This is a genomic window from Cellulophaga sp. F20128 (assembly GCF_023015805.1).
Taxonomy (GTDB): domain Bacteria; phylum Bacteroidota; class Bacteroidia; order Flavobacteriales; family Flavobacteriaceae; genus Cellulophaga.
In genome coordinates this window covers 129,376-145,289 of record NZ_JALKBA010000009.1, presented here as the reverse complement: position 1 = coordinate 145,289, position 15,914 = coordinate 129,376, and the positions used below count along the sequence as shown (strand labels likewise).

The following is a 15,914-nucleotide window of genomic DNA, read 5'->3' as shown; positions in this document are numbered from 1 at the left end:
TTGTATTAGCGTATTACCCTTTGTAAAACGGTAATTTAACCACAGTTGCCGCAACTGCTTTTTTTCTAATTTGTATGTGTATTTCTGTGCCAATACTAGACAACACCGTTGGTACATAACCAAGGCCAATTCCTTTGTTTAATGATGGGGACATTGTTCCTGAAGTTACCACCCCAATCTTTTTACCTTGGGTGTCTACAATGTCGTAATCCTGTCTTGGAATTCCTCTTTCCGTAAGTTCAAAAGCTATTAACTTGCGTTCTGGTCCGTGTGCTTTTTCTTTTGCTAGAGCTTCACTATTTACAAAGTCTTTTGTAAATTTTGTAATCCATCCTAAACCAGCTTCAAAGGGAGATGTGGTATCATTAATGTCGTTTCCGTACAAACAATAACCCATTTCTAAACGTAACGTATCTCTTGCTGCTAGGCCTATGGGCGCAATTCCGTAACTGGCACCTGCCTCAAAAATTTTGTCCCAGATCTGTTTTGCCTCTTCATTTTTGCAATAAATTTCAAAGCCGCCTGAGCCCGTATAACCCGTGGCAGAAATGATAACATTTTCTACTCCTGCAAAATCTGCAACTTTAAATGTGTAAAATTTAATGGCCGCTAAATCAACCGAGGTTAAAGACTGCATGGCCTCTATGGCTTTTGGACCTTGAATGGCCAATAGGGAATACCCTTCAGAAATATTACGCATTTCTGCACCTATGGCTTCATTGTAGGTAGAAATATGATTCCAGTCTTTGTCAATATTAGAGGCATTAACAACCAATAGGTATTGCTCCTCCTTTATACGATATATAATAAGGTCGTCTACAATACCACCATCTTCATTTGGTAAATAGCTGTATTGTGCCTTGTTTATTTCTAATTTCGAGGCATCGTTAGAGCTTACTTTTTGTATTAAATCGATTGCTTTGGGTCCGCTAATTAAAAACTCTCCCATGTGAGAGACATCAAAAACACCAACGCCCTTGCGTACAGTTTCATGTTCAATATTTACACCCGCATAAGAGACAGGCATGTTATAACCAGCAAAAGGAACCATTTTTGCTTGAAGCGCTTCATGTGTTTTTGTAAGGGCAGTATCTTTCATTTGTAAGTTATTTTTTGAAGCACAAATTTATTGAAAATAAGTGGACAATAATATTCTAGATATAATCTTTTTAAGGGAATGATGCTTTCTTATCCTTACCTTAAAAGGTACTCCTTTAATTCTTGGTAGGTAGAAATTTTAATGGATTTCTTTTCTTTATCCATAACCTTTTCTATTTGTGCAGGAATCCCTAATTTTTGGTTTATAGTTTCTTCAACCACATCTAAAAACTTAACGGGATGTGCAGTCTCAAGAAATATTCCGTACGTATCTGGATGCTTCTCTTGGTATTTTTTTAATCCTAAATAGCCAACTGCTCCATGGGGATCCGCAACATAGTTGTGCTCTTTATGCAATTTTTTCATCGCAACTTTTGTTTCTTCGTCTGTAAAGGAATACGAAGAGACATTTTTGCGAATGCTTTCTAAGTTGTTCTTATAAATATGCTGAATTCTAATAAAATTACTAGGGTCACCTACATCCATCGCATTAGATATAGTAGCCGTAGAGGGCTTAGGTTTGTAGTTGCCCGTTTCCATAAAATGGGGAACCACATCGTTAACATTGGTAGCAGCGATAAAGTGATGTACAGGCATCCCTAACTGTTGCGCCATAATACCGGCACAAATGTTACCAAAATTACCACTAGGAATAGAGAAAATTATTTCTTTTCCTTTGGCAATACTCTGCTTGTATGCAAATAAAAAATAAAACAACTGTGGTAGCCAACGCGCCACATTGATAGAATTGGCAGATGTTAATTGCATATTTTTTAGCAAATCACTATCCAAAAAGGCTTTTTTTACCATAGCCTGACAATCATCAAAAGTGCCATTAACTTCAAGAGCTGTTATATTTTTACCAAGCGTGGTAAGCTGTTTTTCTTGAATGTCGCTCACCTTTCCACTAGGATATAGTATCACAACATTTACACCTTTTACACCTAAAAATCCATTGGCCACAGCTCCTCCAGTATCTCCAGAAGTTGCTACTAATACTGTGACTTCAGAATTGTTTCCCTGAGAAAAGTAACCCAAGCATTGTGCCATAAAGCGTGCGCCTACATCTTTAAATGCCATTGTTGGCCCGTGAAACAACTCTAAGGTGGCTACGTTTTCTTCAATAGGAACCACTGGGAAGTCAAAATCGAGTACGGCGGCTATGATATCTTTTAATTTGCTTGCGGGGATGTCATCGCCTACAAATTGTTTTATGGCGGTATACGCAATTTCATGATTGCTCAAGGAATCTATAATCGAAAAAAATTCATGCGTCAGTGGGGTAATACTTTCTGGGAAATACAATCCTTTGTCTGGAGCAATACCTTTAATTACAGCATCTTTAAAAGATACACTTGGAGCTTTTTTGTTTAAACTATAATAATTCATTGCTAGTTATGTTGTTTTTATCGTGTTCACTATTCCAAATCTTCCAAGCTTCTTCGGCCTGGTATTCTAACATATGCTGCCCATTACATATACCAGTACCTTGGGTTTCACCAGCACTTAAAAAAGCTGTTTTTTCTGGATTGTAAATCAGGTCAAAAAGTAAATGTTTCTCGGTTAGAAACTGATAGGGAATGGCTGGTTTGTTTTGTATGTCTGGATATGTTCCTAAGGGTGTAGTGTTTACAATTACGCTATGTGCTTCCATTAGTTGCTTGTCTAATTGTACATAGCTAATTTGATTTTCCTTAGGAGTCCTAGAAACATAAGTGCACTGTATGCCTTTTTCTTCTAAAACATATTTGACCGCTTTTGATGCACCACCAGTTCCTAAAATAAGGGCTTTGGTGTGGTGTTTTTTTAAATGTGGCTCTATCGATTTCTGAAAACCATAGGCATCTGTATTGTAGCCTATGCGTCCATTTTCTGTAAAATGGATGGTGTTTACGGCGCCAATTTTTTCTGCTTTTGGATCTAATTTATCCAAATAGGGGATAACACTTTCCTTGTATGGAATGGTAACATTACAACCTTTAATGTTGTCACTGTCTTTTAGAAGGATTTTGAATTCTTCTATAGCTTGAAAATCGAAATTCTCATAAGAATGACTATCCAACCCTAATTCCTTGAATTTTTGAGTAAAATATCCTTTCGAAAATGAATACGAAATATTTTTCCCTATCAATCCAAATCTAAGATGTTGCTTTTCTATTTTTTCCATACCAATCTAGTCCTAATAAAATACTTATTCCAATAATAACAAAGAAAACGGCCCACCAAGTTTCAGAAATTCCAAAATCAGGAAAATAACGAGAATAATTTTTAATAATCTCATTTCCATTAGAATCCGTTAAAATAGTGCCAAGATCATCTGTTTTATAAACCGTTTTCTTCCATGGCCAAACAACACCTAAGGACCCGGTAATAAAACCTAAAAGAACAGCAGTAGTTATGTGTTTGTAGTGCTTTAATACATAGCTAATGATATGAGAAAGGGTCACTAACCCGGTTGCGGAGCCTAACGTAAATACCCCTAATATTTTTAAAGCACTGATGCGTTCTACATTTTTTGTAAAGCTAAAATCTCCCTTGATAATTTCTAAAAAAGTATCGTATAAGGCATTTACTGAATCCACCAATAGGAGCACGTAATTGCCGAGTAATATTAAAATAAAAGAGCCGGATAAGCCGGGTAGGGTCATGCCCGAAACACTTATGATACCACAGAAAAAAATAAAAATGAGATTGTCATTTTCTTTGGCTGGGCTAAGGAAACTTATGGATATGCCCACAGTTAACCCAATAAGAGCAGCAAATATTGTTCTCTTTTTCCAATGGTCAAAATCTTTCCCAATATAATAGATAGAACCTAATATCATTCCAAAAAAAGCCGACCACACATAGAGTTCTTTGTGCACCAAAAAATAATCGAGTACCTTGGATACACTAAAATAGCTTACCAACATTCCAAAGATTAAGAGAAATAAAAAAGACCCGTTAATATAAGCATAGAAGCTTTTAAATCTTCCGTTTACGAACAATTTAAAGGCCTTATAGTTTACTTTTTGTAAGGAGTAAATAAATTCTTCATAGAAACCGCCAACAAATGCAACAATGCCACCGGATACCCCGGGGACTTTATTGGCTGCACCCATACAAAGTCCTTTTATAACAAGGAAGATCTTGTCGATAAATGTTCTTGTACGTGCCATTGTTATTTTCTTATTTTTTGGAAGCTACTTTTTCTAAGATAAAAATAAGCGAAAACCCTACTAAGGCTAAAACTAGTGCAGCTATTAATTGATTATCTCCCGCAAAGGAAAATGGGGAAACATTTTGTTCAGAAACCGTTATTATTTTCTCTCCAAAAGTTTTGGTTTCCAAAACAGTTTTCCAAGGCCATATTTTTGCTAAGGAGCCAATAATAAACCCTGTTAGTACGGCTAAGGTTAGGTTTTTTTGGTGATGAAACATCCACTTTAAAACCCGGGCAAAACTCAGTAAGCCAAATATAGCGCCAGCTCCAACAATTGCAATTGTTTTTAGATCATATTCGTGTACCGCATCTAAAATAGTTTTGTACGACCCAAGTAATACCAGTATAAAGGCGCCAGAAATACCGGGTAAAATCATTGCACATATGGCTAAAGCTCCTGATAAGAACAAATAAGGAAGGCTTGTCATATTTTCACTAGGTGGTAATGTAGTAATGTAATAAGCAACTGCAGCACCTAAAATTAAGCCTATTACAGCAGCTATATTCCATTTTTCAATAGATTTAGCAACAATGATAATACTGGCCACTACTAGTCCAAAAAAGAAGGACCAAACCAATATAGGTTTGTTTTCTAATAGCCAACTAATGCCTTTTGCCAAAGACAATACACTAATGGCTATACCCAAAAAAAGAGCCGCTAAAAAATTTCCATTTAATTTCTTCCACATTGCCTTTAAACCCTCTGTTTTAAGAGTTTTAAAAAGTGAAAAATTGACATTGTTTATGGTTTCTATTAGCTCTTCATAAATTCCAGAAATAAAGGCAATTGTGCCACCAGAAACACCTGGAACAACGTCTGCCGCCCCCATCGCTAATCCTTTTAATGTAATATAAAAATACTGTAGTAAGTTACGCTCTCCCATGATTTATTTAAAAAAAGTAAAAATATGTATTTATTTGGAAGTGCTGTTGAATTCTTCAATAATGTTGTTAATCCAAGCATTATTTTTAAACTGTGGAAACTCCATCTTAAAAGTACCCAATTTTTTTGTGCTGTATTGCAATGCTTGAACCAAATATTCTTTCGCTTTTATAGTTTGATCTAAAATTAAATGGGATCCGGCAATCTTATATAAGATATCTGCATTTTTAGGATAGAACTCTAAGGCTTGTTGTAGTATTTGCAGGGCTGAACGGGAATCTCCCTTTTTAATAACCAAGCTACTCCACATGAGCCAAGTTTTTAATTCGCAGTCTCCCAAGTCTATCATTTTTTGATATGCCACTTCAGCTTCTTCATATTGGTTTAATGCTTCACTGATACGAGCGCTTTTGCTCCAATATACTAAATTCTCATCGTCTATATTGGTGGCCTTTGTAATGTATTCCTTGGCTTTAAGGTAATCTTTTTGTTTAATGTAAAAGTCGGTAATTGCCAACCACCCCTTGTCTAGTAGCGGGTCTTCATGTACGGTTTGGAAAAAATAGAACTTGGCCATTTCTACATTTCCTAATTTCTCATAACATTTGCCAATTCTTAAATAGGCAAAAGCAGAAGGGTCTTCAATTTCTATGGTAATTTCATAATTCTCAATGGCCTCTTCATAACGTTTCAATTTTTCTAATACTTTTCCTTTTTCAAAATAAGCGCCAATAAAAGTGTCTTCAGAGATGATAGCAAAATCAAAAGCAGCTAACGCTTCCTTGAACATTTTTTTAGAAAAATATTGGATGCCTAATTGCTGCCAAGCAACTTCGCAATATGGATTTTTCTCTAGGTATTCGTTGAGGAATAGGATGGCACCGTCAAAATCTTCTAAATATTCAAAACAGTAGATTATGTTGAACAGCGACGCATAATCGTATTCATCAAACAAAACACATTGAATAAAATGTTTTTTGGCTTCCTCAAAATTATCCATAAAAAGGTGCTCCATTCCTAATAAAGCATGAATGTCTATGGTGTCTTCTGAAAGAATCAAGGCTTTATTTAATAAGGCTATGGCCGTTTCGTGATCATCTTTTTTAGAAAAAATGTTGGCCCGCTGTATGTATATCTCTTCGTTATTACTATCTAAAATTTGTAGACTATCTAGCATTTTTTCAGCAACTTCTAGGTTGTTTTCAAAAACGTGAACTTCTACTTCTAATAACTTTAATTCTATAGTACTTGGGTGTTGGGTTAGTCCAATTTTAATGGCTTTTTTTGCCAAAGATACTTTGCCATTATTGAGATAGTGGTGAATAATATCTTCAAAATCTTCAGCGTCAAAGAAATAGACATCATCTGTCTTTAACATTGACTCAAATTTTGCAATTGGTCTATCAGGTCTTTCTTCAGCATCTAACGCCATAAATTCTTTCTTGCTTGTAAGATTAAAATAAAAGTAAGGTATTAGGGTACTTTTTTAAGCGCTATTCAGTGTATATTATTAACAATTTAGTTAACAACCTAATCATTGTACTGGTTTAATGCTTCAATAATTATCTCGCAACCCGCTTTAATTTCATCGGCTGAAATAGTTAAAGGAGGTGATATTCGGATCGCTTTCGGTTCAAATAACAGCCAAAAAAGGATTAGTCTGTTTTTTGCGCAATACATTACAACGTGATTCGCAATTTCGGCACTTTCTAAGAGGATAGCCAACATTAAACCTTTGCCACGAATTTCTGTGATATACTTATGGTTTAAAAGTGTTTTAAAAAGCTGTTCTTTTGCTAAGCAGTCCGTGATTAAGCTAGTGGTAGTAAGTTCTCTTAAGGTCGCTAAACTCGCTGCTGCAATAACGGGGTTGCCTCCAAAGGTTGTAATGTGCCCAAGCTTGGGGTTGTTTTGTAAGTTTTGCATCAAGGCATTAGAGGCTACAAATGCGCCCACCGGTAAGCCAGATGCCATGCCCTTGCCTATAACCAGAATATCGGGTATGCACTGGTAATGTTGAAAAGCAAAAAGCTTTCCTGTTCTCCCAAAACCAGGTTGTATTTCATCCAATATGAGGAGGGCGCCTACTTTAGAACAACGCTCCCTTACTTTTTTCAAGTAATTATTTTCAGGCACAATAAAGCCAGCACCACCTTGGATGGTTTCTAGCACTACGGCTGCAGTTTTTTCAGTTATTTGCAATAAATCTGCTTCGGCATTGAAAGTAATAAAAGCAATATCAGGAAGCAATGGCCTAAATGCACTTTTTTGACTTTCTACACCAGAAACACTCATACTCCCCATAGTATTGCCGTGGTATGAATTACGCGCTGCGATAATTTGTGATCTCCCAGTTGATCGTCTGGCTAATTTTAAAGCGCCCTCTATAGCTTCTGTTCCAGAGTTGACTAGATATGTAGTCTGTAAGGAATCTGGCAATAAAGAGGCTAGTAATTTAGAATAAGCAACTGCAGGTTGAAGTGCGAATTCTCCATACACCATAACATGCATGTATGCTGAGGCTTGTTTGGTAACTGCTTCAACAACTTTTGGATGGCAATGTCCTAAAGTACAAGCCGAAACTCCTGCAACAAAATCTAAATGAGCAGTATTGTTTTGATCATAGATATAGCTACCACTAGCCCTTGAAACTTGTAGTGATAAAGGGTGTGGACTTGTCTGCGCCTGATATTTTAAAAAGTCAGCGATCATGCCTTACTTTATTTCTTGTTGTGCAGCCTTATTTTTTGAAGATTGCTTGGTGGGTTGGGCTGTTTCTTTTTTTCTGTTAGCCTTGGAATTGGGAATCTTGTTCACCGGATCGTTTTCATTTTTAGTACGTGCCATCTCCTCAGCATCTATATCTATGGGGTGGCTAATACCTTGTATTACGGGTAAGACAAAATTTTTGTCATCTTCATTAAATATATCATCTTTGGTATAAATGCGTTGGTCTCCATACCAAACAAAACCTTCTAGTTTGGCTCCCTTTTCTGGTTCTTCACCTTCAGGATAGGTTACCCCGGCAGGGTTTAGGTAATAGGTGATAATGTCCATTTCATTATTCTCCATAATCATATTTACCTTACCGCAAATAGACTTATCTATACCAACCAAACGCTGATCGTCATTGTATGAATAATAAATTACTTCTACGTTTTGTACAAGATCAATGATTTTAAGTTTATTGTCTATGAATTTTCCAAACAAATTTTTTCCTTTGGCTTGGTTATATCCCGTTTTGCTAATGGTGTCTAATGAAACAATAAAAGCATTGTCTATAACCTTTAATGAATCTAATTTGTCTGTCTCTAAATCACTAATTAAATGAATGCTGTCGCCAGTCATCTGATTGTCTACATTCCACACTATTGGATTGGTAATGAGTTGGGTAATCCCTGTTTTTTGTTCATAATGAATAGAATCGCATTTGCCACTTAGGTCCGTTTTAAAAATTCGAGCGGCTCTAAATGCACGGATTACTCTATTTTCTGGCTTCCCTGTGATCATTAAAGTATCGCCATGAATGTAAACGGAGTCTTTTTCCATCACATTAACGGCTACTGCCTTCTTGGTTGCAAAGACAGAATCTAAGGCCTTGTATACTTCTGCATAATGGGCGCGTACAACACCGTTATTAATTGTATCTGTGACAACAATATTATTGGTTGCCGATGCAAATTGATTTTTTTTATTAAAAAACAAACTATCCCCAACTATAATCTTATTGTCGTAATCAATGCGGGTGTTTTTTATACCATATCCACTTTCTACCTTAGTGTCATAAAATCCGCGCTCACAATACATCTTATAATCCTCGCCTGTAATTGTTGTAGGGCCATACATGTATACGTTTTCTGAGGTGGTATAATAATCCAACCGATCAGAAACTATTTTGTAATCGGGATTGGTGATTTTTACACTATCCAAAAGTTGGTACTTTTTGGACGTCATGTAATACGTTCCAATTTTGCTAGTAGAAACATTAGAAGTGTCTACAATTGTTCCAAAATGTTTGTAGTAAGATTCTTGTTTTTCCCTGTCAAAATACAAGGTGTCTGTAGTTAAGGTGGCATCTGGACTTTGTAAAACCACTGCTTTGGAGGCTTTGGCAAGTTTTATGTCTCCAAAATATTCTAATTTGCCACTGTCCATCTGTATGGAGTCGCCTTGTTGCATACGGACATTGTCTATAGCAATAAGTCTGTTTTCTTGGGGATAAAATACGGCAACATCACACCATAAGGTTGCCCCTTGATGTTCAAATTCTACCTGTCTTTCACTATCTCTGCTAAAAATTGATGCCCCCGGGAAATTGGCTTCGTCTTTTGTGAAGTTTGCCCCGTGTACAATATTGATTAGTTTTTTTTCTGGGGGTTGCACTTGCGCACTAACACCAAAAACAAATAGCAATAAGCCTATGACTACATTTAATTTTAACAAGTCTAAAAGTTTTGTTCAAAAATAGGTTTTTTTTGATTGTTCTCTAATAGATTGGCATAGTTTTAAGAGTAGCAAGAAACACGGTCATACATTTGTGAAATAAAAAAAGCCGCTTTTTTTATAAAGCGGCTTTTTTGTTATCTGTTTATGGTTTGTTTTCTGTCGGGACCAACAGAAATAATTTTAATAGGAATTTCTAATTCTTTTTCTAGAAATTCTATGTATTGATTTAATTCCTTTGGGAATTGAGACGTTTTTGTCATTTTGGTTAAATCCTCTTTCCAGCAAGGGAATTCGGTATAGATTGGCGTTACACTCTCTGGTTCTATATTGTATGGAAAATGCGTAATTGTTTTTCCATTATACTTATATGCTGTACACACTTGTAAGTTGTCAAAACCAGAAAGGACATCTCCTTTCATCATGTTTAACTGTGTTACACCATTTACTTGACACGCATATTTTAAGGCAACCAAATCTAACCAACCACAACGACGAGGCCTGCCAGTTACTGCACCAAATTCATGACCAACCTTGGCCATTTTAGCACCTACTTCATCAAACAACTCTGTTGGAAACGGACCAGAACCTACACGTGTTGTGTACGCCTTAAAAATACCGTGTACCTCTTTTACTTTGTTTGGGGCAATTCCTAAACCAGTACAAGCACCAGCTGCGGTTGTATTGGAGGAAGTTACAAACGGATATGTTCCAAAATCGATATCTAACAATGATCCTTGAGCACCTTCCGCTAAGATAGTTTTGCCCTCTTTCATTGCTTGGTTTAAATACTCTTCACTATCTATAAAAGTTAGTTCTTTTAAGCGATCAACTGCTTCAAAGAATTCAACTTCCATTTCATCCAAATCATATTGCACATCAACATTGTAGAAGCTAATCATGGCTTCATGCTTGTCTGCAAGATTTCTATATTTTTCTTTCCAAGAATCTAATTCTAAATCCCCAACACGAATACCATTCCTGCCTGTTTTGTCCATATATGTAGGACCTATTCCTTTTAAGGTAGAGCCAATTTTTGCTTTTCCTTTAGATGCTTCAGAAGCGGCATCAAGCAAACGGTGTGTGGGTAAAATTAGATGGGCTTTTCTCGATATGATTAGTTTTGCTTTGTAATCAATTTTAAATTGATCCAAACCATCTAACTCTTTTACAAAAACAACAGGGTCTATTACAACACCGTTACCAATGACATTAATTGCTTTGTCGTGAAAAATTCCAGACGGAATTGTTCTAAGTACGTGTTTAATGCCATCAAATTCTAAAGTGTGACCTGCATTAGGTCCTCCTTGAAAACGTGCAATAATGTCGTAATCTTTCGTTAATACATCAACAATTTTTCCTTTTCCTTCGTCTCCCCATTGGAGCCCTAGTAGTAAATCTACTGCCATTTGCTGTAATTGGTTAGTTGTTTTCTTTATTATTTTTAGTGCCGTAGAAGTATAAGGAATGATTTGTTATTTTAATATCAAACACCTCTTCTATCGTTTTTTTTATGGATTGTATTCTAGGATCGCAAAACTCCATTACTTCACCGGTATCTGTTAGAATAACATGATCATGTTGTCTGTCAAAATACGACTTCTCATATTGAGCCTGATTTTTTCCGAACTGGTGTTTTCGCACCAATTTGCAATCTAGTAAAAGTTCAATGGTGTTGTATAAGGTTGCTCTACTTACTCTGTAGTTCTTATTTTTCATTTTGATATAGAGCGATTCTATATCAAAATGATCTTCATTTTCATAAATTTCTTGGAGTATAGCGTATCGTTCAGGAGTTTTTCTGTGACCGTTTTCTTCTAAAAAAGTTGTGAAGACATTTTTTACAATATCTTGATTTTTATTAGTACCCATAGTATTTTCTACAGCTTTCGATTTGCAAATGTAGTGTAAATTTTAAATTCTTACTACTTTATCTATGCCGTTAATTTTCTTTAAATTAGTAATTAGCTTGTTTAAGATAGAATTATTTTTCACCACAACCGTTATTTTTCCTGAAAAAGTACCACTATCCGTATCAAAATTAACATTTCTCATATTCACATGCATTTGTTGTGAAATTATTTTAGTTAAATCGCTAATAATTCCAATGTTATCTATTCCCGTAAGTTTTATATTGGCTGTAAATTCTTGTTGCGATGAATCTATCCATTTGGCAGGTATAATGCGATACGCATAATTTGATTGCAATGAAATAGCATTGGGACAATTTTTGGTATGAACTTTTACCCCTTCATTGACACTTACAAAACCAAATACATCATCTCCTGGAATAGGGTTGCAACACTGGGAAAGTTTGTATTTTAATTGTTCTTCCTCTTTTCCAAATACCAATTGATCGTACTTGGCTGTAACCTCATCCTTATCAATGTTTTCTGGCGCAGGGGATTTTCTAATCCTGTTTTTGAAAAAACTGATAAAAGCATTGCTGTATGAAGAGGCAAAATCTTTTATTTGAATATTGTCTATAGAGCCAGTTCCGACCCTATAAAATAAATCTAAACTTGTTTTTAACTTAAAATGAGAAACGAGTTTGTTTACCGTGTCTTCATTAAAGCTAATCTTTTGTGACTTTAATTTACGGCGTAAAATTTCTTTTCCTTCTTCTGCAACTTCTTTTTTATCTTCTCTTAATGACGATTTAATTTTGGATCGAGCACGGGCTGTAGTTGCATAATCTAACCAGCTTTGATTAGGCTTTGATTTATCTGACGTTATGACCTCTACTTGATCACCACTGTGTAGTACGGTATTTAATGGTACTAATTTGCCATTAACTTTGGTGCCTCTCGTTTTTAAACCAACTTCCGAGTGAATATGAAAAGCAAAATCTAAGGAAGTAGAGCCCTTTGGTAATGATTTTAAATCGCCCTGGGGTGTAAAGACAAATATTTCCTTAGAATAAAGGTTTAATTTAAATTCTTCAACAAAATCTACGGCATTTACATTGGCATTTTCCAAGGCCTCTTGCAGCCTGTTTAACCATACCTCGATCCCTTGCTCTTTTTGGTCCCCGTGTTTGTATTTAAAATGAGCTGCATACCCTTTTTCAGCAATTTCATGCATCCGCTCGCTACGTATTTGTACTTCTACCCATTTTGCTTTAAAACCCATTACGGTTATATGCAAGGCTTCATAGCCCGTAGATTTCGGGGAGGAAATCCAATCGCGCAAACGTACTGGGTTGGGTATAAAATTATCGGTAACGATGGAGTAAATTTTCCAAGCTAAGAATTTTTCATTGGCAGGATCAGATTTATATATAATTCGAATCGCAAATTTGTCATAAATTTCATCAAAAGGAACGTTTTGCATCGTCATTTTTCTACGAATAGAATATATAGATTTGGTTCTTCCTTTAATGGTGTAATTTAAACCTTCCTTGTCTAAAGAATCTTTTATCGTAGTAGAGAAGGCATCAATATAGGCTTGCTGTTCTTCTTTTGTTTCTTCAATTTTACTTAGAATATCATGATAAACTTCAGGTTCTGTGTATTTTAAGCTTAAATCTTCTAATTCGGTTTTAATATTGTACAATCCAATTCTATGTGCTAAAGGGGCATAGATGTATAACGTTTCTGAGGCTATCTTTAATTGCTTATGCTCTGGCATAGAATCCATAGTGAGCATATTGTGATAGCGGTCTGCAATTTTTATTATAATTACCCGAACATCATCATTAAGGGTCAACAACATTTTTCTAAAATTCTCTGCCTGTTGAGATACGTTCATATCTTTTTTAAGGTGCGCTATTTTAGTTAATCCATCTACTATTTTTGCAACTGTTTCCCCAAAAATCCTTTCAATATCTGCCAGGGTATAGCTTGTGTCTTCAACCACATCATGGAGCAAGGCCGAAGCAATGGAAACCGCATCTAGGCCAATTTCAGAAGCCACAATTCTGGCAACTGCAATGGGGTGAAAAATATAGGCTTCACCCGATTTTCTACGTTGATCCTTATGTGCGTCCATGGCAATTTCAAATGCGGAACGAATTAATTTTTTGTCTTCGTCTGAAAGCGTAAGGTAGCTAACGCGCAATAGCTCTTTGTATTGGCGTGTAATTTCCTTATTTTCTTTTTCTATGTCTGCTTCCGTCATCATAAATTTAAAATTACGTTAATCTTTGAAATTTTCGCTATTTTATTTTTTTAAATTCTTAATTCTGTCCAAAAGGGTAGGGTGGGAATAATTCATAAATACGTATGCCGCATGTGGTGTAAGGTTGCTTAAGCTGGTTTTTGATAATTTTTTTAGTGATGTTATCAGTGGTGTTGCAGCATATGTGTTTTTGGCATAATCGTCTGCCTGATATTCAAATTTTCTAGAGAGGAAGTTCATTATAAGTCCGGTTATTTCCGAAATAGGACTGTATAAAATTCCAAAACTTATAAGTGCTGCGTGAAAACTTGGAATGGATACGCCAATAGCTAAAGATACCGCTGGGGTATTAATAAAAAGCGATAAAATGTACAGCGTTACTCCCGTTAATAGGATGGATGCGGATAGGTTAAAAATAATGTGCTTGCGTTTGTAATGTCCAACTTCATGGGCTAAAACAGCTACTATTTCCTCTTCATTCAAATCATTAACCAAGGTGTCATAAAGTGTGACTCTCTTTTGTTTTCCAAAACCAGAAAAGTAAGCATTCGCTTTTGTAGACCGCTTAGATCCATCTATAATGAATATATTTTGTAACTCAAATCCTACTTTCCGAGTGTAATCTTCGATTTTGGTTTTAAGGCTTCCGTTGCCTAATGGGGCTTGTTTGTTAAATAATGGAACAATTAATTTACTGTAAAACATATTCATGAAAACGGATAATAAAGCAATAACGGCCCAGGCATAGATCCAAAAATTGGTTCCAGCCCATTCATAAAACCAAATGACTAGTGTTAAGATACCACCACCTAAAACAGCGGTTAACAGCCAACTTTTTAAAATATCAATAAAGAAAGTTTTTTTGGAGGTTTTATTAAAGTCAAATTTTTCTTCAATTACAAAAGTGCTGTAGTAGGAAAAGGGAATGTTTATAATACTACTACCAATCATTATGATGGCAAAAAAAATAATGGCAATTAAAATTGGATTTGTAGTGTAGTTCCGGGCTATGCCATCGGCCCATTCAAAGCCTCCGAAAATTAAAAAAGACAGGGTCAGAAGTAAAGAAAATGTTCCTGAAAAAATACCAAACCGATAGTTTGACGTTTTGTATTGTTGTGATTTTTTATACTCTTCGGTATCAAAAATATCACTTAATTCGGCGGGAATAGGATCTTTGAATTTTTTAGCATTTAGGAAATCTACAATGGCATCCACTACAAACTGAAGTATTATTATAGAAATTAATATGTAAAATAATGAACTCATATATCGGTTGTTAGTTTAGATAATGTAAAAATAACGAATGCTATTTTCGTTGTCGTTTGGCTTCAAAAATAACGATTGCAGCCGCCACAGAAACATTCATAGAATCTATTTCACCTTCCATAGGTATAATGATGTTTTGCGTAGCGCTTTTTAACCATTCTTCAGATAAACCAGTTGCTTCCGTACCTACCACAATGGCCGAACTTTTAGTGTAATCTATTTTTGTGTATTCCTTCGAGGCTGTTAGTGCCGCGCAATAAATCTGTATATTATTTGCTATTAAAAAAGAAATGATTTCTGTTGTGGTTCCCATAGCAATACTATTGGTGAATAAGCAACCTACACTAGACCTAATTGTATTGGGATTGTATAAATCTGTTTTGGGATTGGCAATAATTACTGCATCTAAGTGTGCTGCATCTGCAGTGCGCAGCAAGGCTCCAATATTTCCTGGTTTTTCAGGAGCTTCAGCGATTAATAGTAAAGGATTTTTTTTGGATAATTTTAAGTTCTTTAAAGAATGTTCCTTGCATTTCACAAGTGCTAAAACACCTTCTGTGGTTGTTCTGTAGGCTATTTTTTGATAGATATCAGTTGTAATTTCTATAAGATCTATGTTGGGATTAGTTAGGGCTAAGTCCATAACTAGCTGTTTAGAAACCAATTCTGGACAAAAAAACAAAGTATCTATTTCGTAATCTCCTTTTAAGGCAAGCTGTAATTCTCTAATGCCTTCCAATACAAAAAGATTGGCTTTTTTACGCTCCCTAGATTTGTCCTGTAACACAAGAGTTTTCTTTATAAGCGGATTCTGTAGGCTAGTGATTTGCTTTAAATTATTCATTGTTACAAAAGTAATGCAATATTGTAAACTATTTAATGGGAGTACGACAAATTGCG

General features: G+C 35.5%; 13 protein-coding genes. All 13 read right to left on the bottom strand.

Features of this window, described 5'->3' with window-relative positions; genetic code table 11:
• Positions 1 to 13: 13 nt before the first annotated feature.
• On the bottom strand, positions 14 to 1,099 hold the full coding sequence (gene gcvT, locus MWU65_RS10680) for a glycine cleavage system aminomethyltransferase GcvT (protein ID WP_247077829.1): 1,086 nt from the start codon (positions 1,097 to 1,099) through the stop codon (positions 14 to 16).
• A gap of 95 nt (positions 1,100 to 1,194) precedes the next feature.
• Positions 1,195 to 2,487: a threonine synthase gene (thrC, locus tag MWU65_RS10675; RefSeq protein WP_247077828.1), complete on the bottom strand. Its 1,293-nt coding sequence runs from the start codon at positions 2,485 to 2,487 to the stop codon at positions 1,195 to 1,197.
• The gene (locus MWU65_RS10670) at positions 2,474 to 3,265 is read right to left on the bottom strand and encodes a shikimate dehydrogenase (RefSeq protein WP_247077826.1); all 792 of its coding nucleotides are present in this window, start codon (positions 3,263 to 3,265) and stop codon (positions 2,474 to 2,476) included. Before MWU65_RS10670 ends, thrC begins: the two co-directional genes overlap by 14 nt.
• Positions 3,237 to 4,256, bottom strand: a complete 1,020-nt coding sequence (locus MWU65_RS10665) for a DUF368 domain-containing protein (RefSeq protein WP_247077824.1) — start codon at positions 4,254 to 4,256, stop codon at positions 3,237 to 3,239. The genes MWU65_RS10670 and MWU65_RS10665 overlap by 29 nt, the downstream gene beginning before the upstream one ends.
• A gap of 10 nt (positions 4,257 to 4,266) precedes the next feature.
• Positions 4,267 to 5,184, bottom strand: a complete 918-nt coding sequence (locus MWU65_RS10660; protein ID WP_247077822.1) for a DUF368 domain-containing protein — start codon at positions 5,182 to 5,184, stop codon at positions 4,267 to 4,269.
• Positions 5,185 to 5,214: 30 nt separating this feature from the next.
• Positions 5,215 to 6,615 (bottom strand): tetratricopeptide repeat protein, encoded by a 1,401-nt coding sequence (locus MWU65_RS10655; RefSeq protein ID WP_247077820.1) that lies wholly within the window; start codon positions 6,613 to 6,615, stop codon positions 5,215 to 5,217.
• A gap of 98 nt (positions 6,616 to 6,713) precedes the next feature.
• Positions 6,714 to 7,895: an aspartate aminotransferase family protein gene (locus MWU65_RS10650; RefSeq protein WP_247077817.1), complete on the bottom strand. Its 1,182-nt coding sequence runs from the start codon at positions 7,893 to 7,895 to the stop codon at positions 6,714 to 6,716.
• A 3-nt stretch (positions 7,896 to 7,898) separates the two neighbouring features.
• Positions 7,899 to 9,626 carry an OstA-like protein gene (locus MWU65_RS10645; protein ID WP_247077815.1) on the bottom strand — a complete coding sequence of 576 codons (1,728 nt, stop codon included), beginning with the start codon at positions 9,624 to 9,626 and terminating at the stop codon, positions 7,899 to 7,901.
• 137 nt (positions 9,627 to 9,763) lie between these two features.
• Positions 9,764 to 11,035, bottom strand: a complete 1,272-nt coding sequence (locus tag MWU65_RS10640; RefSeq protein WP_247077813.1) for an adenylosuccinate synthase — start codon at positions 11,033 to 11,035, stop codon at positions 9,764 to 9,766.
• A 13-nt stretch (positions 11,036 to 11,048) separates the two neighbouring features.
• Positions 11,049 to 11,498, bottom strand: coding sequence for a transcriptional repressor (locus tag MWU65_RS10635; protein WP_247077811.1), 450 nt, complete (start codon positions 11,496 to 11,498; stop codon positions 11,049 to 11,051).
• 42 nt (positions 11,499 to 11,540) lie between these two features.
• Entirely contained in the window at positions 11,541 to 13,745 is a 2,205-nt protein-coding gene (locus tag MWU65_RS10630; protein WP_247077866.1) for a RelA/SpoT family protein, read from the bottom strand.
• A 42-nt stretch (positions 13,746 to 13,787) separates the two neighbouring features.
• On the bottom strand, positions 13,788 to 15,014 hold the full coding sequence (locus MWU65_RS10625) for a M48 family metallopeptidase (RefSeq protein ID WP_247077808.1): 1,227 nt from the start codon (positions 15,012 to 15,014) through the stop codon (positions 13,788 to 13,790).
• Between the two features lie 40 nt (positions 15,015 to 15,054).
• Positions 15,055 to 15,858 (bottom strand): RNA methyltransferase, encoded by an 804-nt coding sequence (locus tag MWU65_RS10620; RefSeq protein ID WP_247077865.1) that lies wholly within the window; start codon positions 15,856 to 15,858, stop codon positions 15,055 to 15,057.
• Between the last annotated feature and the right edge of the window lie 56 nt (positions 15,859 to 15,914).